The sequence below is a fragment of the Klebsiella sp. D5A genome, assembly GCF_001620885.1.
In the GTDB taxonomy this organism is placed as follows: domain Bacteria; phylum Pseudomonadota; class Gammaproteobacteria; order Enterobacterales; family Enterobacteriaceae; genus Klebsiella; species Klebsiella variicola.
In genome coordinates this window covers 16221-40292 of record NZ_LOAR01000022.1, presented here as the reverse complement: position 1 = coordinate 40292, position 24072 = coordinate 16221, and the positions used below count along the sequence as shown (strand labels likewise).

Genomic DNA, 24072 nt, shown 5'->3' with positions numbered 1-24072 from the left:
CATGCTGAAAATTCTTCTACTCTTCGCGCTGTTGATCGCCGGGATCGTGCTTGGCCCGATGATCGCCGGGCATCAGGGCTACGTCCTGATCCAGACCGATAATTACAATATCGAGACCAGCGTCACCGGGCTGGTGATCATTCTGATCCTCGCCATGGTGGTGCTGTTCGCCATCGAATGGCTGCTGCGCCGCATTTTCCGCACCGGGGCGCATACGCGCGGCTGGTTTGTCGGCCGTAAACGCCGTCGCGCGCGTAAGCAAACCGAGCAGGCGCTTCTCAAGCTGGCGGAAGGTGATTACCAGCAGGTTGAGAAGCTGATGGCGAAAAATGCCGATCACGCCGAACAACCGGTGGTGAACTATCTGCTGGCGGCGGAAGCGGCCCAGCAGCGCGGCGATGAAGCGCGGGCCAACCAGCATCTGGAGCGCGCCACCGAGCTGGCGGGCGATGACCTGATCCCGGTGGAAATCACCCGCGTTCGCCTGCAGCTGGCGCGTAATGAAAATCACGCCGCGCGCCATGGCATCGATAAGCTGCTGGAAATTACTCCGCGTCATCCTGAAGTGCTGCGCCTCGCCGAACAGGCATACACCCGCACCGGCGCCTGGCAGTCGCTGCTGGACATCATTCCGTCGATGGCGAAAGCTAACGTCGGCGATGAAGAGCACCGCGCTGCGCTGGAACAGCTGGCCTGGGTTGGCCTGATGGATAAAGCGCTGGCCGACGGCGGCAGCGAAGGGTTGCGCGAATGGTGGCGCAACCAGAGCCGTAAAACACGGGCGCTGGTGCCGCTGCAGGTGGCAATGGCCGAGCGCCTCATCGAGAGCGACGATCACGATACCGCGCAGCAAATTATCATTGATGGTCTGAAGAAACAGTATGATGACCGTCTGGTGATGCCGATCCCGCGTCTGAAGACCAATAACCCGGAACAGCTGGAGAAAGTGCTGCGCCAGCAGATCAAAGCCGTTGGCGACCGTCCGCTGCTGTGGAGTACCCTGGGCCAGTCGCTGATGCGGCACGGCGAATGGCAGGAGGCCAGCATCGCCTTCCGCGCCGCGCTTAAGCAGCGTCCGGATGCCTTTGATTACGCCTGGCTGGCGGATGCCCTGGATCGCCTGCATCAGCCGGAAGAAGCCGCCGCTATGCGCCGCGATGGGCTGCTGCTGACGCTGCAGAATAATCCTCAGCCGTAACCTGCCATGGCTATCGCCTCCTGCGGGGCGATAGCCCTTCTCCCCCGCCTTCGCGTTGACGGATCCCTGAAAGAAAAAAACGCCTGCGCTGAAATCAGGGCAGGCGTTAAAACAGGTCTGTTTGACAACAAATTGGGTGCTTCACTCAACGTAATGTCCATGGTGTTTGATGAGGCATAAATGCGACATCTGTCAGTGGACGATAAGCACCGTAAGAACGGCTCTGCATCATTCCGGAGTTTATGAGGCACGAAGGCGAACATAAGAGATGGAATGAGCATCTACCCGGTTATTATCGCACAGGATCCGGGGAAATTGCATCTACCACAGTGATGAATTGAGAGTTTTCCTGACGCGTATTCTTAAGCAAAGAGAAGATTTTTTATCAGCAAGATCAGAGAAATAAGAGATGGCGGACGGCAGCAGAAAACAAAAAACCCCGCCGAAGCGGGGTTCAAAATTGGTCGGCGAGAGAGGATTCGAACCTCCGACCCACTGGTCCCAAACCAGTTGCGCTACCAAGCTGCGCTACTCGCCGAAATACTGCTTTTTGAATTTTTAGTTCAATTCGTTAAAGTCGTGGTGCGAGGGGGGGGACTTGAACCCCCACGTCCGTAAGAACACTAACACCTGAAGCTAGCGCGTCTACCAATTCCGCCACCTTCGCAAATTCACAACTCTATCAAATAATGGGGTGGCTAATGGGATTCGAACCCACGACAACTGGAATCACAATCCAGGGCTCTACCAACTGAGCTATAGCCACCACTGCAAACCTTTTACGCGGTATTAAAACCACCGCAGCTCCAGCACCGGGTTAATGGTGCGCCCGACAGGATTCGAACCTGAGACCTCTGCCTCCGGAGGGCAGCGCTCTATCCAGCTGAGCTACGGGCGCTTAGCGCCGTTGCGGGGTCGGATAATACGGACTTCCTACCCCGCTGTCTAGTGCCTTTTAAAAGAAAATTATCGTTTGCTCATGCTTTGTTCGTTTTGACGGTTATTCAGCCGTATTATTGACTTGCCCCTGTCTTCCGAGGCCAAACACCTTATAAATCAGGGTGACGGCGGCCAGGAAAATAATGCCGACAAACAGCGACATCCGGGTTTCATCATTCAGACCCATCCCTACCAGCACACAGATCAGGAAGGCCATGGTGAAATAGTTGGCCCACGGAAACAGCAGCGAACGGAACGGATGGCTGGCGATTGCCGCCCGATGCACGCGACGGAAACGCAGCTGGCTGATCAGGATCACAAACCATGGCACCATCCCTGGCAACACGCTGGCGCTGTAGACATAGACAAACACCCGCTGCGGATTAGGAATGATGTAATTCAGGCAGGAGCCCACCAGCAGGATCAGAATCGACAGCGCCACGCCGACGGCCGGAACGCCGTTGCGCGATACCTTACCGATCGCCGCCGGCAGTTGGCGGTTCTTCGCCAGGGCGTACAGCATACGTCCACAGCTGTACATCCCACTGTTGCAGCCGGAAAGCGCCGCCGTCAGCACCACGAAGTTGATAATTCCCGCCGCCGCGGTAATCCCGATTTTGGCAAACGTCAGTACGAACGGGCTGCCGTTGGAGCCAATTTGATCCCACGGGAAGATAGTGACAATAACGAAAATCGCGCCGACGTAGAAAATCAGGATCCGCCACAGCACTTTGCCCACCGCGCTGCGCAGCGTCACCTGCGGATTTTTCGCTTCACCCGCGGTAATACCGATAAGCTCTACGCCCTGATAGGATGCGACCACGATACACAGCGCCGTCAGGAAGCCCTTCCAGCCGCCGGCGAAGAAACCGCCATGTTCGGTGAGATTACCAAAACCAATGGAGTGGCCGCCGTTGCCAAAGCCGAAGAAAATGACGCCCAGCCCGACGACGATCATCACGATAATGGTGGTCACTTTAATCATGGCGAACCAGAACTCGATTTCACCGTAAAGCCGGACCGCCGCCAGGTTCGCCAGCGCCACCAGCCCCACGGCAATTAACGCCGGGATCCACTGCGCCATCTCCGGGAACCAGAACTGCACATAGACCCCGATGGCGGTAATCTCCGAGATCCCCACCGCCATCCACATAAACCAGTAGGACCACGCGGTCAGGTAGCCGAAGAAGGGGCTCATATAGCGATGCGCATACACCGCGAAGGAGCCAGTGACAGGCTCAAGGAACAGCATTTCGCCCATTGAGCGCATAATGAAAAAGACGAACAGGCCAGCGATAATGTACGCCAGCAGCACGGAAGGCCCGGCCCATTTCAACGTACTGGCCGCCCCCATAAACAACCCCACGCCAATCGTCCCGCCAAGGGCGATCAGTTCAATATGCCGGGCCTCCAGTCCACGCTGGAGCTCCGCTTTTTTCTCAGTCATATATCCTCTTGTGTTTGCCGTATTCCGGGTACTCCCGGTTATTGTTATTAACTGAAACCATAGCCTTGCCGACGCGCAGGTCTCCCCCGCGCGTATGAAGCCTGCGAATGGTTAATTAATTTTGCGGAAATGGCAAATAAAGTATCAGGCGAGTGAAGAGATTACACAGAATATGTATGCAAACTCGCCTGGTTGCAGTGGAATATCAGAGCTTGCCGGTATAATGCCAACGTAAATAGCGCAGCAGACGGAACTGTCTCTTGATGCGGCTCGGCTGCAAAAGCAGGCGATAGAACCACTCCAGCCCCAGATCCTGCCAGAACTTCGGCGCCCGATGGACGTGCCCAGTGAAGACATCGTAAGTGCCGCCGACGCCCATATACAGCGCGTGCGGATACAGGCGCCGGCAGTCGCGCATGAAGATCTCCTGGCGCGGCGACCCCATCGCGACGGTGACGATTTTCGCCCCGCTGTCGCGAATGCGTTCGAACAATGCCTGGCGCTGCTCAGGGGTAAAATAACCGTCCTGGCTGCCGACGATGTTCACCTGCCAGCGCTGACGCAGCCTGGACTCCGTTTGCGTCAGGACCTCAGGTTTACCACCAACCAAAAACACCGGTGTCCCTTCAGCGCCAGCGCGCTGCATTAACGCTTCCCAGAGATCGGCCCCGGCGACGCGGGATACCTGGGCCTGCGGGTATTTTTTGCGCAGCGAACGCACCACGCTGATGCCATCCGCATATTTAAACTCCGCAGCCTCAATCAGCGCCCGTACCTCCGGGTTATCTTCTACGGCCAGCATTTTCTCAGCATTAATGGCCACCAGCGTCCCCTCCCGGAGCGCGCCGTCGGCATACAAATAATCCAGAGCGTGCTGCATATCGCGCCAGCCTATGAGCTGCAGCCCTCTTAACAGGTACAACGGCGCGGAAATGGTCCCAGTCATGTCTATCCTTCTCAGACTTGCGGTTGCGAAAGCGGTTTTACGCGCTTATGAATCAGTCCCACGCTATCCAGGAACCAGTACAGCAATTTCGCCGCCAGCAAGCAGATACCAAAGATCACGAGGAAAAACACCACGCGGGAGCCGAACGAATCCAGACCCTCGCGCGCCAGCACTATCATGTTGAAGATAGCGCCGAAACAGAAACTGTGCAGGATAGCCGCTTTGTAACGATTGCTCTCCCGGTTGCCCAGCTCATACAGCCAGTCGAACCATTTAATAATCAACCCTACCGCCACAGCGCCCAGCGGCACAAACCAGACGCCGCCCATCACCACCAGCGAGCCAATCAGCGTCGGCGAAATCGCCAGCCCCGAATGATTGTTTAACACCTCCCAGGTGAAGTAGTTGGCGGTATTGAGCACCATCGTCGGACGACCGTGCCACATCCAGCTGGGGATGAAGACGTAGAAATCGCGGATCATCGGCGCCAGCCCCTGGAAATCGATCTTGTCGTAGTTCTGCAGCAGCAGCGCCAGGTTTTCCCACGGTGAGAAGGTGTCGCGCGTGAGATACAGGAAGGTATAAAACGCTTCATCGCCGCTGACGTTCATCCCGTAGCGCTTCAGCGCCAGCCAGAACATGCCGACAATACCCAGCACGCCCGCCGCCGCCAGCATCCACAAGCTGATCCAGCCGCGAATAATACCGATGAACAGAAAGATGGCGAAGGCGATGATGATATTGGCGCGGGTCCCGCCGACGATGGCGTAGGTCAGCAAACCAAAGGCCACGGTGCTGACGAGGAAGAAGATCCACGCCTTATAATCCTGGCGCAGAAAATAGACCACCAGCATCGCCGGAATAAAGAAGTAAAAGAAGCGCTTCAACGCCACGCCGGACACTTCAGCAGAAAAAATCTGGCTGTAGGAGTTGAGCTTAAACAGCAGAAAGCCGTTGTGAGCGAAGAAGATGCCGACGCACAGCAGCGCCAGCCCCATCAGTATGCCCCACGCCAGATGGGTTTCCACCCGGTTCATGGTAAACAGCGGGCGATGCGCAACCTCGCGCGAGGCCGGGCGCAACCGCGTTTTATAGGTCACGTAGTAGATCGCGTAGAAGCATACCGCGATCAGCAGCGTCTGCAGCAAAATCTCCGGCGGCGCTACGCTGACGTCAAAGCGGAACACCAGAATACTGGTCAGCGGGAAGCCGAAGAAAAAGGTCAGCAGAAACAACAACGAGAAAAAGACGTTGAAGTTGAAGCGTACCCGGCGGAACTCAAACCAGGTGGCGGTGGCGATAAACAGGGTCGACAACAGCCAGACCACCAGCAGCCCGCTAAATTGCATTAACGTCATGCCTGCCCCTCCGCCGCTAACCGTAGCGCCCGCTGCCAGCCCGTCATATAGTTCGGCCGGAAGAAGGCGATAGTAGATTTATCCACGCTCGCCAGCTGACGCTGCGCTTCACGCACCACGCTGACGTCCAGCGCGTCGCTGGTGAACAGCACCGGCACATGCTGCTCGGTCATATCCTGCCAGAACGGGTTTTCCCGATTGAGCACGCAGGGGATGCCCGCCTGAATCAGCAGACACAGGGTGCCGATCCCCTGCTGGCGGGCAAACAGAAAATAGCCCAGATCGCAGCGGCGCAGCAGCGCCAGATAATCATTAAATTCAAGCTTCTCGCTGAGGATCTGCAGATGCGCACGGCTAAACAGCGCCGCCCCCGCCTCGCGCACCTCGTTGATATAGGCGTCGTTATTCGCCGGATAACCCATCGGCACGATGACATTCACCGTATCGCCAAACTGCTGATGGATAGCCTTCAGCGCGGCAATATGTTCATTGCTGCGATCCCCGGAGTTGCCGACCAGAATAGTCAGGGTATCACTGCGCGGGGCGTTATCGGCCAGGGTATTCAGCGCCGGATCCATACGGGTCGGGAAGTAGAGCAGCTCACCCGGCACACGCGGATGGCGGTTAGCGAACCAGCTGAGATCGCCGCGGGTGGCGAAAACGCGCCCTACTCGCCCCTGCGCCATGCGGCGTAGCGGATAGAACAGGCGAAACTTCAGGCTGGCAGAGTTTTCATACAGATCTGCCCCCCAGATATGCCAGTTAAACTGTGACGGGCGGATGCCGCCGCTCAACAGCGCCAGCCACAGCCCGGTATTAAACTGGCCGTGGAAGAAAAAGCGCTGCTGGCGGTTGGCTTTCGCGGTGGCAATCACTGCCTGCGCCAGCGCTTTCTTTCCTCGATAGCAGGTGATATCCAGTGCCGGATATCCATCACGCACTCTAGCCTCATCACCGACGACCAAAAATCTCCGCGCCTGCGGGTCGGCGGCCAGTTCGTCGTTAAAGAACCGCAGTACGGTCTGGTTGTGGTGCGGGATATCCGATCCCAGTACATGTATCAGTGCTGTCATGCCCGCTTACGCCAGAGTAAAAACACGCCACTACAAAGGGCGAAATAAACAATATACGTGGCCATATACGCCTGCGCCGCGCCAATTGCGCCGTGCGCCGGAATAAGCCAGTGTGAGAATGCGGTCAGCAGCGTGAACTGGCTGATTTCCGTCAGAATATAAAAACGTAGCGACGCTTTGGCGATCACCAGATAGCCGTAGACATAGGCGCCGACTTTTAAGACGTCGCCCACCAGCTGCCAGGCGAACAGGTCACGCATCGCGGTAAAGCGATCGGAAAACAGCAGCCAGATGGCAAAATCGCGCAGTAGCCAGACCGTCAGGCTTGCCGCCGCCACCGCCGGCAGAACGAATTTCAGCGATTTGGCAATCTCGCGGGTGATATCCGTTTTGGCGCTCAGCCGCGACAGCGTCGGCAGCAGATAGACGCTAAACGAGGCGGTAATAAACTGCAGGTAGGCATCGGAAATGCTGCTCACCCCCTGCCAAATCCCGACCGCCTCCCAGCCGTAATGCGCCGCCAGCAGATTACGCATCATTACATAGGCCACCGGCAGCGTCACCGAGGTTATGAGCGCCATCAGGGTAAATTTCGATAGCTGTCCCGCCAGACTGTTATCCCAGCGCGGGCGCAGGGCGCTCAGCGGTATATTACCCCGCCGCCAGAGCATGATGCCCGCCGGGATCACCACCAGCGCCGGCACTAACGCCAACCCCAACAGCGCCCCCTGGTAACCCCCGAAGTAGTAACAGGCATAATAGGCCGCGACGCCAATCAGGCTCCCGGCAATCAGCGAGAAGGCGTTACCCGCCGCATCGCGAAAGCCTTTCATCAGCGCCAGCAGGAAGTTCGCCCAGGCGATCCCCATCTGCACCAGCGCCACCAGGCGTACCAGCCCCTGATAGTGCGTATGGCCGAACAGCCCCTGGCTTATCGGCGCCGCCGCCAGTAAAAACACCAGCGCCAGCAGCGTGGAAAAGCCAAGCACCATAGCCGACGAGGTACCCACCACCTGTTTCAGACGTGGGGGATCGTCGTGATGCTGAGCCACCAGCTTCGTGACGCCGTTAAATATCCCGGCACCCGCCAGCACGCCGAGCACGGTGACCAGCTGCCGGAAGTTACCGGCCTGGCCAACGCCCGCCGGCCCAAACGAGACGGCCAGCAGCTTGACGACCAGCAGACCGGCGCCGATTTTGACCAGCGTCGATGCCGCCGTCCACAGTGAGGCTTTTGCTAACGACATATCAGGAGAAATAGCTCAGCAGCGAGTTAATCACCGTCCGCTGGTTCACCAGAGAGAGATTGTAAAACAGCGGCAGGCGCACCAGGCGCTCGCTCTCCTGGGTGGTGTAGCGGTCTTCACCGTGGAACTCGCCGAAGTGTTCTCCGGCCGGGCAGCTGTGCAACGGAATATAATGGAATACCGCGAGGATCTCCGCCTCTTTCAGCCAGGCGATCAGCCTGCTGCGATCCTCGATATCACGCAGCTTAATGTAGAACATGTGCGCATTTTGCCCACAGTCGGCCGGAACCGTCGGCAGTTCGATACGCCCCGCACGCGCCAGCGGCAGCAGCGCATCGTGATAGTTCTGCCACAGCGCCAGGCGCTGCTGGTTGATCCGCTCCGCCGCTTCCAGCTGCGCCCACAGATAGGCGGCCTGCAGGTCGGACATCAGATAGCTGGAGCCAATATCGCGCCAGGTATATTTATCCACCAGACCGCGAAAGAACTGGCTGCGGTTGGTACCTTTTTCACGAATGATCTCCGCGCGTTCCACCAGTGTGCGATCGTTGATAAGCGTCGCCCCGCCCTCACCGCCGGCGGTGTAGTTTTTGGTTTCATGGAAGCTGAAGCAGCCGATATGGCCGATGGTGCCCAGCGCACGCCCCTTATAGGTAGACATCACCCCCTGCGCGGCGTCTTCCACCACAAACAGGTTGTATTTGTCGGCAATGGCCATGATGGTGTCCATCTCGCAGGCTACGCCGGCATAGTGCACCGGGACAATCGCCCGGGTTTTATCGGTGATGGCGGCTTCGATAAGCGTTTCATCGATATTCATCGTATCGCGGCGGATATCAACGAAGACGATTTTCGCCCCACGCAGCACAAAGGCGTTGGCGGTAGAGACAAAGGTATAGCTGGGCATAATCACTTCGTCGCCCGGCTGGATATCCAGCAGCAGCGCGGCCATCTCCAGCGAAGCCGTGCAGGAAGGCGTCAGCAGCGCTTTTGCCGTGCCAAATCGCTGCTCCATCCACTGCTGGCAGCGGCGCGTAAAACCGCCGTCGCCGCACAGCTTGCCGCTGTTCATCGCAGACTGCATGTAATCAAGCTCGGTTCCAACCACCGGCGGCGCGTTAAATGGGATCATGGGGTCACCTGTATAGCCAGTAGGCGGTGCTTTCCACGTTAGCACCGCTGAGAATATAACGTTTAAGCGCGGCGGTGTTGCCCATCTGGGTCGCCACCCGCAGTGTAGAAAGTCCGCGCGAGGCAGCCCAGTGCTGCGCCGCCTGCATCAGTTGCGCCCCGGCGCCGCGCCCGGCCAGAAGGCCAATACGCGCCTCGGTCGCGTTGAGCTGGCGCAGAGAGACAAAGGCGCGAATATCGCCCTCAGGATGGCGGTAAATCAGGCACTGATGATCGAAGGTGCTGCGCACCGCATTTTCAATCCACTGGGCATAGAAGCGGCCGCTGGCATCGGCAGCGTACCAGGGCGCGCGAAAGCGGCTCATGGCAAAGGCCTGTGCCGCCAGCTCGCGCAGCGGCGCAATATCCGCTTCCACGGCGACGTCGGCGCCCGCATCAGCAGGGTTGCCCACCGGTAGCGCCAGATCGACTTCGCCTTCCACCAGCTGAAAACCCAGCTGCTGTAGCGCGTCCAGCCGGACGGTGTCGCTGGCGGCCACCTTCGCCTGCACCCGCGACCACCCCGCCAGCGCCTCAGGCGTCAGCCGCGGCGCACGTTCATCAAAGTGAACGATGGCGCTGTTAACGGCAAAGAAGCGGTTCTCCCACTCCAGGGGATCAATACTGGCGCGGACGGGCACGGAGCAGATCCAGCAGGTATTGGCCGTAGCCGGTTTTTTCCAGCCGCTTCGCGGCGCGTTTGACGCCATCATCGTCCAGCCAGCCGTTACGCCAGCCGATCTCTTCCAGACAGGCGATTTTAAAGCCCTGGCGCTTCTCGACGGTCTGCACGAACATGCTGGCCTCGATCAGGCTATCGTGCGTGCCGGTGTCCAGCCAGGCAAAACCGCGCCCGAGGAGCTCGACGGTCAATGCGCCATCCTCAAGGTACATCTGGTTGATGGAGGTGATTTCCAGCTCGCCGCGCTCGGACGGCTTGACCCGTTTGGCATACTCCGTCACCTTGCCATCGTAGAAATAGAGACCGGTGACCGCCCAGTTCGACTTCGGCTGCTTCGGCTTCTCTTCCAGTGACAGCGCGCGGAAGTTGTCATCAAACTCCACCACGCCAAAGCGCTCAGGATCCATCACCTGATAGCCAAAAATCGTCGCCCCTTCCGTGCGGGCAGCCACGCTGCGCAGCTTCGGGCTAAAGCTCTGGCCGAAGAAAATATTGTCGCCTAGCACCAGACATGCCGGTTCGCCGTTAAGAAAGGCTTCGCCGATGATAAACGCCTGGGCTAAACCATCCGGCGTCGGCTGTACGGCATAGTGCAGCGCAATGCCAAACTCTGAGCCATCGCCGAGCAGGCGCTGGAAATCACGTAGGTCGTCCGGCGTGGTGATGATCAGGATCTCACGTATCCCGGCCAGCATTAATACCGACAGCGGGTAGTAGATCATCGGCTTGTCGTAGATCGGCAACAACTGCTTCGATACGCCACGGGTGATGGGATGCAGTCGCGTTCCGGAACCGCCCGCCAGAATAATACCTTTCATCATTCCCCCCAGAGATGATTAGCCTTGCAGCCCAAGACGCTCGCCCTGATAGCTTCCATCCTGAACCTGGCGCCACCAGCTCTCGTTCGCCAGATACCACGCCACGGTCTTACGCATACCGGAAGTAAAGGTCTCTGCCGGCGTCCAGCCCAGCTCGCGGGCAATCTTCGAGGCATCAATGGCATAGCGCAGATCGTGGCCCGGACGATCGGCTACGAAGGTGATCAGATCGTGATAGTGCACCACGCTTTGCGGTTTATGCGGCGCCAGCTCTTCCAGCAGCTGACAAATGGTTTCCACCACCTCGATATTTTTACGTTCGTTATGACCGCCGATATTGTAAGTTTCGCCCGGTTCGCCGCGGGTCGCCACCAGATACAGCGCTCTGGCGTGATCTTCCACGTACAGCCAGTCGCGGATCTGCTGCCCATTGCCATACACCGGCAGCGGCTTGCCCGCCAGCGCATTGAGGATCGTCAGCGGGATCAGCTTCTCGGGGAAGTGATACGGGCCGTAGTTATTGGAGCAATTGGTGATAAGCGTCGGCAGGCCATAGGTCCGCAGCCAGGCGCGCACCAGGTGGTCGCTGCTGGCTTTCGAGGCCGAATAGGGGCTGCTTGGCGCATAGGGCGTGGTCTCGGTAAAGAAATCCTCGCTGCCGTGCAGATCGCCATACACTTCGTCGGTCGAGATATGGTGAAAACGGAACGCCGATTTTTTCTCCGTGGCCAGGGTATTCCACCAGCTGCGGGCCGCCTCCAGTAGCGTATAGGTGCCTACGATATTGGTTTCGATAAACGCCGCCGGGCCGTCAATCGAACGATCGACGTGGCTTTCCGCCGCCAGGTGCATCACCGTATCGGGTTGATGCTGACGGAAAATACGGTCCAGCTCGCGGCGGTCGCAGATATCCACCTGTTCAAAGGCGAAACGCGCATCCTGCGCCACTGGCGCCAGCGACATTAAATTGCCGGCATAGGTCAGTTTATCCACCACCACTACGCGATCGGCGGTGTGCTGGATAATCTCCCGCACCACCGCCGAACCAATAAAGCCCGCGCCGCCGGTGACCAGAATGGTTCTCACCGCCACACTCCTTTGGTGTCGATGATATACGCCTGGGTGACGCTATCGCCGCTAACGGCTTTAAATTCATTATGATCGACCAGCATCACCAGCACATCGGCGCTGGCCAGCGCCGCATCGAGGGTCGCCAGCGTACACAGTCCATCGAGTTTCTTCGGCAGCGCGTGAATGTTGGGCTCAACCACCTGCGTCGTGCCGCTGTGCCAGCGGGCAATCTGCGCGGCAATTTCCATCGCCGGGCTTTCGCGCAGGTCGTCAATATTCGGTTTAAAAGCGAGGCCAAAACAGGCGATCGTCAGTTCGCTGGCCCGTTTGTTGGTGGCAGTCAGGCAGTCCGCCACCTGCGCTTTCACCTGTTCGATAACCCATTCCGGCTTATGGTCGTTGACCTCGCGAGCGGTGCGGATCAGACGCGCCTGCTGCGGGTTTTGCGCCACGATAAACCACGGGTCGACGGCGATGCAGTGGCCGCCGACGCCCGGGCCCGGCTGCAGGATATTGACGCGCGGATGGCGGTTTGCCAGGCGGATCAGCTCCCAGACGTTAATGCCCTGGTCGGCGCAAATCAGCGACAGTTCGTTGGCAAAGGCGATGTTGACGTCGCGGAAGCTGTTTTCCGTCAGCTTACACATCTCGGCGGTACGCGAGTTGGTCACCACGCATTCGCCTTCGAGGAAGATTTTATACAGCTCGCTGGCGCGCGCCGAGCAGACCGGCGACATGCCGCCGATAACGCGATCGTTTTTAATCAGCTCGACCATCACCTGACCGGGCAATACCCGCTCCGGGCAGTAGGCGATATTCACGTCAGCGGCGTCGCCCGCCTGCTGAGGGAAGCTGAGGTCCGGGCGCATCTCCGCCAGCCAGCCGGCCATCTGCTCAGTCGAACCCACCGGCGAGGTGGACTCCAGGATCACCAGTGACCCTTTCTTTAACGTCGGCGCAATGGATTTAGCGGCCGACTCGACAAACACCATATCCGGCTCGTGGCGATCTTTAAACGGCGTCGGCACGGCAATCAGGTAGGCATCCGCCTCCACCGGGGTGGTGGTGGCGCTTAAATAACCCTGTTCGACCGCGGTCTTCACCACGCTCGCCAGATCCGGCTCCACGATATGAATCTCTCCACGGTTAATGGTCTCCACGGCATGTTGATTAACATCAACGCCGACCACCCGCTTCTGCCGGGAGGCGAACGCGGCAGCGGTTGGCAGCCCGATATAGCCAAGGCCAATCACTGAAATGGTAGAAAAACTCATAACGTTACCTGATTATTTTTAAGTGCAGACAAAATTCGACGACATGCTTCACCATCGCCATAGGGATTATGCGCGCGGCTCATCGCCTGGTATGCGGCATCATCCTGCAGCAGTCGCGTGACTTCCGCCACGATGCGCTGGCTGTCGGTGCCGACCAGGCACACGGTGCCAGCGGCCACCGCTTCCGGACGTTCGGTCATATCGCGCATGACCAGTACCGGTTTCCCGAGAGAAGGGGCCTCTTCCTGAATGCCGCCGGAATCGGTCAGGATCAGCCAGGCCCGATCCATCAGCCAGACGAACGGCAGGTAGTCCTGCGGTTCAATCAACATCACATTGTCAATATGACCTAGAATACGATTCACCGGCTCGCTGACGTTAGGATTCAGGTGAACCGGATAGACAATCTGCACCTCAGGGTGGGTATGGGCTATCTCCGCCAGCGCCTGGCAGATCTGTTCAAAGCCGAGCCCAAAGCTTTCCCGCCGGTGGCCGGTAACCAGAATCATCTTTTTACCGTGGCTAATGAAAGGATAGCGCTGCAGCAGGGTCTCCCGTAGCGCTTCATCACCCAGAACCCGATCCCGCACCCAGAACAGGGCGTCAATGACCGTATTCCCGGTGACCGTGATGCGACTGTCGGCAATATTTTCCCGCAGCAGGTTCTGCCGCGAGGTTTCCGTGGGGGCGAAATGGTATGTCGCCAGATGGCCGGTCAACGTACGGTTGCCTTCTTCCGGCCACGGCGAACTTAAATCGCCAGTGCGCAGGCCGGCCTCTACGTGGCCCACCGGTATCCGCTGATAAAACGCCGCCAGGCTCGCCGCCATGGTGGTCGTGGTATCGCCATGCACCAGCACCACGTCGGGTTTAAACGACTCCAGCACCGGCTTCAGCCCCTCAAGGATGCGACAGGTGATCTCGGTCAGCCCCTGCCCCGGCTTCATGATGTTGAGATCGTAGTCCGGGACAATAGAGAAAAGTTTCAACACCTGATCGAGCATCTCCCGATGCTGCGCGGTCACGCATACTTTCGCCTCAAAATGAGGATCCTTTGCCAGCGCATGGACCAGAGGCGCCATCTTGATGGCTTCCGGCCTCGTGCCAAATACAGTTAGTACTTTCACATCGATTCTCTTCGATTAGGCGATGAAGGTCATCTGCCCTTCACCACAGGCCGCAATCACAGGACACGACGACGTGATAACGCCACGCCTGCGCCGATGAGCGCACCCACAATCCCCCACATCACCATCAGAAATACACGGCGCGGGCTATCGCGTTTTACAGGTTCTTCCGGCGTCCGCAAATACCGGTAAGTCTGAAAACGCGGATCTAACGTTGGACCGACGTTCAACGTGCTCAGCATGGCGCGGTTCTGGTCGTAATCGAGGTCATATTCCGGCCCGACGGCCTGCAGGTTTTCCAGCCTGGCCTGCAGCATCGGCCTGCCCAATAAAAATAGCTCTGAATCCGGCAACTGATCGGCAGGAACATCCGTTTCGCTGCGTGAAATATTGTGCTGCTGGGCCACCTTCAGCGCCTGCTCCACGCTGTGCGTCCGACGGTTGAAGATGGCCTCGGCCACCTCTTCCTGGCGCTTCACCTGCGCTTTCATTTGCACGGTCCGCGCCGCCCAGGCGCCTTTGAGTTCGTCATTAAGATGGCCTGCCGCCCGCTGGCTGGCGAAAGCCACATACTGACGCAACAGATTATTGGCATCCTGCCCGGTCTCGGCGGTCAGTTTGACGCTGTCGTTAATGCTCTTGGCCGCATCGCCTGGCATAAACTGGATATTGTTAATCAGGTCATCCAGCATCGCCGCATCCGCGCGGGCATTACCCGACTGACGCTGCTTGTAGTAGTCCGTTTGTAGCCAGAAATCGCGCCGGGTATCCCAGGAGGCCAGCTGCATGATGAACTCTTTATACGCTTCATCCATGGCGGAAGGCTGATCGACCGAGGCAAGGTCGGCTTTAATGTCCAGATTGCGTAAGAACTGCTGCTGGGAATAGTACCCCCCCAACATATTGACAGTAGGCCGATCGGTGATCGCCGTGGCGCTCCACTCCTGGCGAGCAAAAAAGGTATATACCAGCACGATGGCGGCGAAGAGTACGGCGCCGCCGACTATCCAGCCTTTTCCTGCCCATAAAGCGCGAAACAGCCCGCGAATATCCAGCTCGTTCTCAACGTTCACTGCTTGTGCTCCCGGTAATGGTTGAGTCATCACATCCCCAGCTTTACTTGGTTAGTTTCGGATTATTGCCGCTGTGTCGCCGAATTCTGCGTCTGATGCGCTTAACCAGGCGCGCCACTTTCCAGGCGCGCTTAATACAGTAGCCATAAAGGAAGAAGGCTACCAAAAAGAGAATTAACATCACCCATTCCGGCACAATGCGGGTGTATTCCGCCGCGACGCCAACCAGCGCCAGCAGGGCGGCGGCCAGGGTAATCAGGACGAACGCCTGACGGGAAGTAAAGCCGGCGCGCATGATCAAATGATGAATATGCTGACGGTCCGGAGAGAAAGGACTCATGCCTTTGCGCAGGCGGCGATACATAATCGCCACCATGTCCATCAACGGGATAGCGATAATCCACAGCGCGGTCACCGGGCTAATGGGATGTGTTTTACCTTGCGTGGTTTCCAGCAGGATCCAGATAATGGTGAAGCCAATCATCGTGCTGCCGGCGTCACCCATAAAGACTTTATAGCGGCGGCCGAGGGCGCCAAGATTGAGAAGAATATAGGGCAGAATGGCGGCGATCATCGCGAAACACCACATCGCCAGGCTGTACTGACCATCAAACCAGAGGATGATCCCAGTCGCCGCAAAGGAGACCGATGACAGACCGCCGAGCAGGCCGTCGATCCCGTCGACCATGTTAAACGCATTGATGGCAGCCCACACGGCAAACAGCGTCAGGAAGAAGCCGAAAGGCCCCAGCACCAGCTCCCACGAGCCAAAAATAAAGCCGAGACTACTCAGATGCAGATTCCCTGCCATCATCATAATCACGGCGATCGCAGCCTGTATGACTGCGCGAATTTTCACGCTGATATCGAAGCGATCGTCAAGCGCGCCAACCAGCACCAATACCCCCGCGCAGGCCAGATACAGCGAGGCGTGAGGAATATAATAATCGGCGATGGCGAAAGTAAAACAGATGCCTGCATAAACTGAGATACCACCGACCAACGGAATCAACCCCTGATGCCGTTTGCGATAGTTTGGTTTATCCACCAACCCGATCTTTTTTGCCACTTTCCGCGCGACAAAAATAAAGAGGGTCGTGAATAAGAAAATACTGATTAATTCAGTAATAGCAGTGAGTAAATTCACAACGCATGTGCTCTCAGCATAGTTAATCCGGGAAGTATAGCGATGATGCCCCAACTCCAGAAGGGGAAAAGCAGAACATTACAAATTTATTGTATAGATTTTAGTCTGTTAAAGCTGTCTCCGCCTGCTATCCGGCGCCATTATACGACAACTTTCGTCCCGCTTTCTCTGTCTCTGGATCATACAAACCCAAAAATGAAAACGCCACGCAAAGGCGTGGCGTTTTTGGCTTTTTTTACCTTACGAGCGCTTCATCATATCGAAGAAGTCATCATTCGTCTTGGTCATCGCCAGCTTGTTAATGAGGAATTCCATTGCATCGATCTCACCCATCGGATGAATAATTTTGCGCAGGATCCACATTTTCTGCAGCTCTTCCTGAGTGGTGAGCAGTTCTTCTTTACGGGTACCGGAACGGTTGTAATCGATAGCCGGGAAGACGCGTTTTTCGGCAATCTTACGAGAGAGGTGCAGCTCCATGTTACCGGTGCCTTTAAACTCTTCGTAGATCACTTCGTCCATTTTGGAGCCGGTGTCAATCAGCGCCGTGGCGATGATGGTCAGGCTGCCGCCCTCTTCGACGTTACGTGCCGCACCGAAGAAACGCTTCGGACGGTGCAGGGCGTTGGCGTCCACACCACCGGTCAGGACTTTACCAGAAGCCGGTACCACGGTGTTGTAGGCTCGCGCCAGACGAGTAATGGAGTCGAGCAGGATGATAACGTCTTTCTTGTGTTCAACCAGACGTTTTGCTTTCTCGATAACCATCTCGGCAACCTGCACGTGGCGGGATGCCGGCTCGTCAAAGGTGGAAGCAACCACTTCACCTTTCACCAGACGCTGCATCTCGGTCACTTCTTCCGGACGTTCGTCGATCAGCAGCACCATCAGCACGCAGTCCGGGTGGTTGTAAGCGATGCTCTGCGCGATGTTCTGCAGCAGCATCGTTTTACCGGCTTTCGGCGGCGCGACAATCAGACCACGCTGGCCGCGGCCAATCGGGGAGGCCAGATCCAGTACGCGAGCGGTTAAGTCTTCGGTAGAACCGTTACCACGTTCCATACGCAGGCGAGAATTCGCGTGCAGCGGCGTTAAGTTCTCGAACAGGATCTTGTTACGCGCGTTTTCCGGCTTGTCGTAGTTAACTTCGTTAACTTTCAACAGTGCAAAGTAACGCTCACCCTCTTTCGGAGGACGAATCTTACCGGAAATGGTGTCACCAGTGCGAAGGTTGAAACGGCGGATTTGGCTGGGGGATACGTAGATGTCGTCAGGGCCGGCGAGGTAGGAGCTGTCTGCGGAGCGGAGGAATCCAAATCCATCCTGCAGTATCTCCAGTACGCCGTCGCCAAAGATATCTTCGCCACTCTTCGAATGCTGCTTGAGGATGGCAAAAATAATATCCTGCTTACGCATACGAGCCAGGTTTTCCAGCCCCATATTTTCGCCGAGAGTAATCAGCTCAGAAACCGGCGTATTCTTTAATTCGGTAAGATTCATAGTGGTGTGGGTTCTTAAACTCGGGGTAAATCTCGAACTTAATGTTGTGAATGGTATGGCAGGAACATCCATGCCTGTTAGCGGCTTCATCTCGTGTCTGTACGTTGCCTGGTCACAGGAAAGAACGCAGAACTGAAACGACAAGACGGAATGAGTGATAAGCCCGGAATTATTAGCCTCACGCGCATCGTCTGCGGGACGCTTTGGGTAAAACAAGATTCAAACAATAGGTATGTTTAAAACGAAGTCTGTGGATTAACTTAGCACGACTCCTGCCGGGCGTCCAGAGTTCCGCAAAAAATAGGAATCTGGACGCCGGACCAGCAATTCGCTTACGCCAGGTTGGCGTCGAGGAACTCTTTCAGCTGACCCTTGGACAGTGCGCCAACTTTAGTGGCCGCCACTTCGCCGTTTTTGAACAGCAGCAGGGTTGGGATACCGCGAATGCCGTATTTCGGCGCGGTGCCCGGGTTCTGGTCGATGTTCAGCTTAGCTACGGTCAGTTTGCCCTGATACTCTTCAGCGATCTCATCCAGAATCGGGGCGATCATTTTGCACGGACCACACCACTCTGCCCAGAAATCGACGAGGGTCAGCCCGTCAGCCTTGAGTACGTCCGTGTCAAAACTGTCGTCAGTCAGGTGAATAATTTTATCGCTCATATTTAACTCCACAGGAATAAGCCTGGTGTGTTGGTGTCGTAGCCATCAACGACGTGCTGCGGCTACGTTATGCACGCTATTCTTCAGGATACCTCAATTCTCTGGGCTGCCAACTGGCGCAATCCATCATGGACTCGCCTGTTGACGCCAGGGTGCCCGAACGCGAACTGCATGCTGCAGATTTATCGCTCCCGACTCGCTTAGTAGTCTAAGCTATCCTGGATTCGTTCAGTTACCGTAGACGTACCTTGAATAATTTCGTACACCGCCAACGAAAGGTTGACGTTATTTCACCGGATACGCTTTCTTAATGCAATAGTTAGCTGATATTCTACCACACTATGAGCAAAACACATTTAACAGAACAGAAGTTTTCCGACTTCGCCCTGCACCCGGCAGTCATTGAAGCCCTTGAAAAGAAAGGGTTTCATAATTGCACACCCATTCAGGCCCTCGCCCTTCCGCTGACGCTGGAAGGCCGCGATGTCGCCGGGCAGGCGCAAACCGGTACCGGTAAAACGATGGCGTTCCTGACGTCAACGTTTCATTATCTTCTCTCTCACCCGGCTATCGCCGATCGCCAGGTTAACCAACCGCGCGCGCTAATTATGGCACCAACGCGTGAACTGGCGGTACAGATCCACGCGGATGCTGAACCGCTGGCGCAGGCCACCGGTCTGAAGCTGGGTCTGGCTTACGGCGGCGACGGCTACGACAAGCAGCTGAAAGTGCTGGAAAGCGGTGTCGATATTCTGATCGGTACCACTGGTCGTCTGATCGATTACGCGAAACAGAACCACATTAACCTCGGCGCCATTCAGGTCGTCGTACTGGACGAAGCCGATCGCATGTACGATCTCGGCTTTATTAAAGATATCCGCTGGCTGTTCCGCCGCATGCCGCCGGCGACGCAGCGCCTGAACATGCTGTTCTCCGCGACTCTTTCTTATCGCGTTCGCGAACTGGCGTTCGAGCAGATGAACAACGCCGAATATGTCGAAGTGGAACCGGAACAGAAAACGGGCCACCGTATTAAAGAAGAGCTGTTCTACCCTTCCAACGAAGAAAAAATGCGCCTGCTGCAGACGCTGCTGGAAGAAGAGTGGCCCGATCGCGCCATCATCTTCGCCAACACCAAGCACCGTTGTGAAGATATCTGGGGTCATCTCGCCGCTGACGGCCATCGTGTAGGTCTGCTGACCGGCGACGTGGCGCAGAAAAAGCGTCTGCGTATTCTCGACGAATTTACTCGTGGCGATCTCGATATTCTGGTCGCAACTGACGTTGCTGCGCGCGGCTTACATATTCCGGCCGTGACCCACGTCTTTAACTACGATCTGCCGGACGACTGCGAAGATTACGTTCACCGCATCGGCCGCACCGGCCGCGCTGGCGCCAGCGGCAACTCTATCAGCCTCGCCTGCGAAGAGTACGCGCTGAACCTGCCGGCAATCGAAACCTATATTGGTCACTCGATCCCGGTCAGTAAGTACAACCCGGACGCGCTGATGACCGACCTGCCTAAGCCGCTGCGTCTGACCCGTGCGCGCCCAGGCAACGGCCCGCGCCGCAACGGTCCACCGCGCAATCGTCGTCGTTCAGGTTAAGAAATCTATGCCATACGCTCAATCATTCAGAATCAGCCAGGGCGACCTTCCTCTGGCAACCCGCTCAGTGATGTGGACCGGGCCTAAACGCTCCGCCAACCAGGGAGCCTTCTGAACGATGAAGAGTATGAGCTCCACCTCGCTGTATGCCGCCATTGATTTGGGTTCCAACAGTTTCCATATGTTGGTAGTGCGCGAGGTGGCGGGCAGCATCCAGACGCTGAGCCGTATTAAGCGTAAGGTTCGTCTGGCCGCCGGTCTGAATAGCGACAACACGCTCTCCGCGGAAGCGATGGAGCGCGGCTGGCAGTGCTTACGCCTGTTTGCCGAACGCCTGCAGGATATTCCGCCGACGCAAATCCGCGTCGTGGCCACCGCCACGCTACGTCTTGCCGTCAATGCAGAGGAGTTTCTGGCGAAAGCGCAAGAGATCCTCGGCACGCCAGTGCAGGTGATCAGCGGCGAAGAAGAAGCGCGCCTGATTTACCAGGGTGTCGCCCACACCACCGGCGGCGCCGATCAGCGTCTGGTGGTCGATATCGGCGGCGCCAGCACCGAACTGGTGACCGGCACCGGCGCGCAAACGACCTCGCTGTTCAGTCTGTCGATGGGCTGTGTGACCTGGCTTGAACGCTATTTTGCCGACCGTAGCCTGACGAAAGAGAATTTCGATCTCGCCGAAGCGGCCGCGCGCGAGGTGTTATTACCCATCGCCGATGTGCTGCGCTATCACGGATGGAAAGTGTGCGTCGGCGCTTCCGGCACCGTTCAGGCGCTGCAGGAAATTATGATGGCGCAGGGGATGGATGAACGCATCACCCTCGCTAAACTCCAGCAGCTTAAACAGCGCGCCATCCAGTGCGGACGTCTGGAAGAGCTGGAGATCGAAGGCTTAACCCTTGAGCGGGCGCTGGTGTTCCCGAGCGGGCTGGCGATCCTGATCGCTATCTTCAGCGAACTGAATATTCAGTGTATGACCCTGGCAGGCGGCGCGTTACGCGAAGGTCTGGTATACGGCATGCTGCATCTCTCTGTCGAACAGGACATCCGCAGCCGCACCCTGCGCAATATTCAGCGCCGTTTTATGATCGACACCGAGCAGGCCCAGCGCGTCGCCAGTCTGGCCAGCCATCTGCTCAGTCAGCTGGATGGCAGCTGGGAGCTGGACCCGCTGAGCCGCGATTTACTCCTCAGCGCCTGCTCGCTGCATGAAATTGGGCTGAGTGTGGATTTCAAGCGCGCGCCGCAGCACGCGGCTTATCTGGTCAATAACCTCGACCTGCCCGGCTTTACCCCGGCGCAGAAGAAGTTGATTGCCACGCTGCTCCTGAATCAGACCAACGCCATCGACCTGTCTTCGCTTCATCAGCAGAATGCGGTCCCGCCGCGAGTGGCCGAACATCTGTGTCGCCTGCTGCGACTGGCGATCCTGTTTGCCAGCCGGCGGCGCGACGATTTGTTGCCGGCCATTCAGTTGGCCGCTCACGACGACCAGTTAACGCTGACGCTGCCGGAGAACTGGCTGGCTGAACATCCGCTTGGCCGGGAAATGGTCGATCAGGAGTGTCAATGGCAAAGCTACGTCCACTGGACGCTACGGGTCACCAGCGGCGATACGCCAAGATAATATCCAGCCAGGAGGGCGGATGCGGGAAGAACTGGATTTCAAATCGCTACGCTTTTTCTCCGCGCTCTACCGGCTAGGCAATGTCTCCCCGGCGGCTGACGCGCTGAATATCAGCCAACCCACCGGCAGCCTTTTGCTGAAAAAACTACGGGATCATTTTGCTGACCCGTTGTTTGTCCGGGTGGGACAGCGGATGATGCCGACGCCGCGAGCGGACGCGATCGCCCCGACGGTATTTACCCTTCTCCAGCTTGCCGATAACGATTTAGCCGTCAAACCTGAATTTCTTCCCCAGCAGAGCCAGCGTAACTTCACGATCGGAATGACCGATATCAGTCAAATGACGCTGTTGCCTTTGCTGCAAATTGCGCTCCAGCAGCAGGCGGCAGACGGGATCACCTTTACGGTACAAAATCTGGATGAGCAGACCCTCAACGCCCTCGAATCCGGGAAGTGTGATCTCGCGATCGGCTACCTGACGCAGCTTCCGGATAGCGTCTACCAGCAGCATCTCTTCGATCAATCGTATGTCTGCCTGGCGGCGGAAAATCACCCACGTATTCGAACCCAGCTTCGTGCCGAAGACTGGCGGCAGGAAAAGCATCTGGCGATCCGCGTGGAGGGGACTGCCCACGGCGATATGGATAAGCGGCTTGATGAGCACAGTATGCCCCGGCGGATCGCGCTGACATTACCGAGCTTTTTAGGTACCGGCGAGCTGGTGGCCGAAAGCGATATGATTGCCGTCGTCCCGGAACAGGTGGCGCGGCATATCACTCGCCGCTATCCCTGCCGCAGCTGGCCGCTACCTTTTACTCTCGCCAGGATCGCTATCCGTCAGGTCTGGCATCAGCGGCTGCACCGCGATCCCGGGCATATCTGGCTACGTTCGCTGATCGCCGCACTTGCCGATCCCGCTCAGCAGAGCGGATCTATTACGATCTAAACCGCGAAATATACCGCTGTATTAGTTTTACTGATAATCCCTATTACGTTTGGTTTATTGCTGGCAATACGTGAAAGCTTTTATTCTCCTTGCATCAAGCCATACTAACAAATATCGCAAGGAATATATCATGCGCGGAAAAATCGCTTTAGAAGAACACGTCTCCACTCCTGAAAATAACCGTCTGTGGGATTCAACCGGTGAAGCCGGCCGTAACGGTACAGAATATATGAAAGACGTTGAACGTCGCCTGCTGGATCGCAGTATTCAGCTGGAAGAAATGGCGCAGCGTCATATTGACCACGTCATTCTTTCTCTAACTTCACCTGGCGCGCAATCTATTTTAGATAAAGCCAAAGCGGTCTCTTTTGCTCGTGATACTAACGATTTTATCGTCGAGAATTATGTGAAGCCAAATCCGGATAAATTTAGCGCTTTCGCCACCCTGGCCTTGCAAAACCCGGAAGCCGCGGCGGAAGAGCTGGAGCGCGCCGTGAAGAAACTAGGCATGAAAGGCGCGCTGATCAACGGCTATACCAACGTTAAAGATAGCGAGCATGGCCTGTATCTTGATGACGAATCGATGCTGGTTTTCTGGGATAAGGTCAACGAGCTGAACGTACCGGTGTACCTGCATCCTCGCGAACCGCTGGAAGGGCCTGCGCGCGGCATCTACACTGGTTACGAAAGCCTGATCGGCTCCGCGTGGGGCTTTGCGCAGGAAACGGCAGTGCATGCTATCCGTCTGATGATGAGTGGTTTGTTCGATCGTTATCCTAACCTCAATCTGGTACTGGGCCACCTCGGCGAAGGGCTGGTTCATATGCTGCCGCGCACTCAGCACCGCCTCTATCGTCAGCGTTTCGGCTGCGGTCTGGGTAAAGCGGAAAAACCGTTAATGCACTACCTGCAGAATAACTTCATTGTTACCACCAGCGGCCATTTTAATACCCATTCGCTGAATAATGCCATTGAAGTCATGGGCGCCGATCGTGTGATGTTCTCTGTCGATTATCCGTATGAAGATATTCATCAGGCTTGTGACTGGTTTGATCCGTTAGAACTTGAAGCGGGCCTGAAAGATAAAATTGCCTGGGGCAATGCCAGCCGCGTCTTTAACATTCAATAATATTAAAGACAGACTTCAGGGCCTGAATATT

The 24072-nt window shown here is 56.9% G+C and carries 21 protein-coding genes and 4 tRNA genes; 5 read left to right on the top strand and 20 right to left on the bottom strand.

Going from position 1 to position 24072, the window contains the following annotated elements:
• Position 1 precedes the first annotated feature (1 nt).
• Positions 2-1198 (top strand): protoheme IX biogenesis protein HemY, encoded by a 1197-nt coding sequence (gene hemY / locus AS136_RS23960; RefSeq protein ID WP_008807956.1) that lies wholly within the window; start codon positions 2-4, stop codon positions 1196-1198.
• 461 nt (positions 1199-1659) lie between these two features.
• Here hemY and AS136_RS23955 read toward each other — a convergent pair.
• The 20 genes from AS136_RS23955 to trxA form a co-directional block, all read right to left on the bottom strand.
• Positions 1660-1736: transfer RNA gene (locus AS136_RS23955), tRNA-Pro, on the bottom strand.
• Between the two features lie 42 nt (positions 1737-1778).
• Positions 1779-1865 (bottom strand) — tRNA-Leu (locus AS136_RS23950).
• A gap of 23 nt (positions 1866-1888) precedes the next feature.
• Positions 1889-1964 (bottom strand) — tRNA-His (locus AS136_RS23945).
• Between the two features lie 55 nt (positions 1965-2019).
• A tRNA-Arg gene (locus tag AS136_RS23940) sits at positions 2020-2096 on the bottom strand.
• Positions 2097-2198: 102 nt separating this feature from the next.
• Positions 2199-3584: a bifunctional threonine/serine APC transporter ThrP gene (gene thrP, locus AS136_RS23935; RefSeq protein ID WP_012969196.1), complete on the bottom strand. Its 1386-nt coding sequence runs from the start codon at positions 3582-3584 to the stop codon at positions 2199-2201.
• Positions 3585-3789: 205 nt separating this feature from the next.
• Positions 3790-4530: a lipopolysaccharide N-acetylmannosaminouronosyltransferase gene (gene wecG / locus AS136_RS23930; protein ID WP_012969197.1), complete on the bottom strand. Its 741-nt coding sequence runs from the start codon at positions 4528-4530 to the stop codon at positions 3790-3792.
• 11 nt (positions 4531-4541) lie between these two features.
• Positions 4542-5888, bottom strand: a complete 1347-nt coding sequence (wzyE, locus tag AS136_RS23925; protein ID WP_004886822.1) for an ECA oligosaccharide polymerase — start codon at positions 5886-5888, stop codon at positions 4542-4544.
• A complete protein-coding gene (locus AS136_RS23920) occupies positions 5885-6961 on the bottom strand; it encodes a TDP-N-acetylfucosamine:lipid II N-acetylfucosaminyltransferase (protein ID WP_023323439.1) in 1077 nt (358 codons plus the stop codon). The genes wzyE and AS136_RS23920 overlap by 4 nt, the downstream gene beginning before the upstream one ends.
• Positions 6958-8208, bottom strand: a complete 1251-nt coding sequence (gene wzxE / locus AS136_RS23915; RefSeq protein WP_008807961.1) for a lipid III flippase WzxE — start codon at positions 8206-8208, stop codon at positions 6958-6960. The genes AS136_RS23920 and wzxE overlap by 4 nt, the downstream gene beginning before the upstream one ends.
• Before the next feature lies 1 nt (position 8209).
• Entirely contained in the window at positions 8210-9340 is a 1131-nt protein-coding gene (gene rffA / locus AS136_RS23910) for a dTDP-4-amino-4,6-dideoxygalactose transaminase (RefSeq protein ID WP_012543244.1), read from the bottom strand.
• A 4-nt stretch (positions 9341-9344) separates the two neighbouring features.
• On the bottom strand, positions 9345-10019 hold the full coding sequence (rffC, locus tag AS136_RS23905; RefSeq protein WP_023323438.1) for a dTDP-4-amino-4,6-dideoxy-D-galactose acyltransferase: 675 nt from the start codon (positions 10017-10019) through the stop codon (positions 9345-9347).
• Positions 9997-10878 (bottom strand): glucose-1-phosphate thymidylyltransferase RfbA, encoded by an 882-nt coding sequence (gene rfbA / locus AS136_RS23900; protein WP_002883307.1) that lies wholly within the window; start codon positions 10876-10878, stop codon positions 9997-9999. Before rfbA ends, rffC begins: the two co-directional genes overlap by 23 nt.
• An 18-nt stretch (positions 10879-10896) precedes the next feature.
• The gene (gene rffG, locus AS136_RS23895; protein ID WP_023323437.1) at positions 10897-11964 is read right to left on the bottom strand and encodes a dTDP-glucose 4,6-dehydratase; all 1068 of its coding nucleotides are present in this window, start codon (positions 11962-11964) and stop codon (positions 10897-10899) included.
• A complete protein-coding gene (wecC, locus tag AS136_RS23890) occupies positions 11961-13223 on the bottom strand; it encodes a UDP-N-acetyl-D-mannosamine dehydrogenase (protein ID WP_012543247.1) in 1263 nt (420 codons plus the stop codon). The genes rffG and wecC overlap by 4 nt, the downstream gene beginning before the upstream one ends.
• Complete coding sequence (gene wecB, locus AS136_RS23885; protein ID WP_008807966.1) at positions 13220-14350, bottom strand: non-hydrolyzing UDP-N-acetylglucosamine 2-epimerase; 1131 nt, start codon at positions 14348-14350, stop codon at positions 13220-13222. The genes wecC and wecB overlap by 4 nt, the downstream gene beginning before the upstream one ends.
• A 56-nt stretch (positions 14351-14406) precedes the next feature.
• Positions 14407-15453, bottom strand: a complete 1047-nt coding sequence (gene wzzE, locus AS136_RS23880) for an ECA polysaccharide chain length modulation protein (RefSeq protein WP_002883296.1) — start codon at positions 15451-15453, stop codon at positions 14407-14409.
• Positions 15454-15466: 13 nt separating this feature from the next.
• Positions 15467-16570, bottom strand: coding sequence for a UDP-N-acetylglucosamine--undecaprenyl-phosphate N-acetylglucosaminephosphotransferase (gene wecA / locus AS136_RS23875; protein WP_004886849.1), 1104 nt, complete (start codon positions 16568-16570; stop codon positions 15467-15469).
• Positions 16571-16810: 240 nt separating this feature from the next.
• On the bottom strand, positions 16811-18070 hold the full coding sequence (rho, locus tag AS136_RS23870) for a transcription termination factor Rho (RefSeq protein WP_002883293.1): 1260 nt from the start codon (positions 18068-18070) through the stop codon (positions 16811-16813).
• A gap of 86 nt (positions 18071-18156) precedes the next feature.
• A complete protein-coding gene (locus tag AS136_RS29425; RefSeq protein ID WP_049245627.1) occupies positions 18157-18258 on the bottom strand; it encodes a rho operon leader peptide in 102 nt (33 codons plus the stop codon).
• Between the two features lie 144 nt (positions 18259-18402).
• Positions 18403-18732: a thioredoxin TrxA gene (trxA, locus tag AS136_RS23865; RefSeq protein ID WP_002883224.1), complete on the bottom strand. Its 330-nt coding sequence runs from the start codon at positions 18730-18732 to the stop codon at positions 18403-18405.
• Between the two features lie 341 nt (positions 18733-19073).
• On the opposite strand from trxA, the gene rhlB reads away from it, so the two are divergent.
• From rhlB to AS136_RS23845, 4 genes are all read left to right on the top strand, one after another.
• Positions 19074-20339, top strand: a complete 1266-nt coding sequence (gene rhlB, locus AS136_RS23860; protein WP_008807968.1) for an ATP-dependent RNA helicase RhlB — start codon at positions 19074-19076, stop codon at positions 20337-20339.
• 118 nt (positions 20340-20457) lie between these two features.
• Positions 20458-21966 (top strand): guanosine-5'-triphosphate,3'-diphosphate diphosphatase, encoded by a 1509-nt coding sequence (gppA, locus tag AS136_RS23855; protein WP_012969202.1) that lies wholly within the window; start codon positions 20458-20460, stop codon positions 21964-21966.
• 19 nt (positions 21967-21985) lie between these two features.
• A complete protein-coding gene (locus AS136_RS23850) occupies positions 21986-22912 on the top strand; it encodes a LysR family transcriptional regulator (RefSeq protein WP_032732154.1) in 927 nt (308 codons plus the stop codon).
• 130 nt (positions 22913-23042) lie between these two features.
• Positions 23043-24041: an amidohydrolase family protein gene (locus AS136_RS23845; RefSeq protein ID WP_008807971.1), complete on the top strand. Its 999-nt coding sequence runs from the start codon at positions 23043-23045 to the stop codon at positions 24039-24041.
• Positions 24042-24072: the final 31 nt, after the last annotated feature.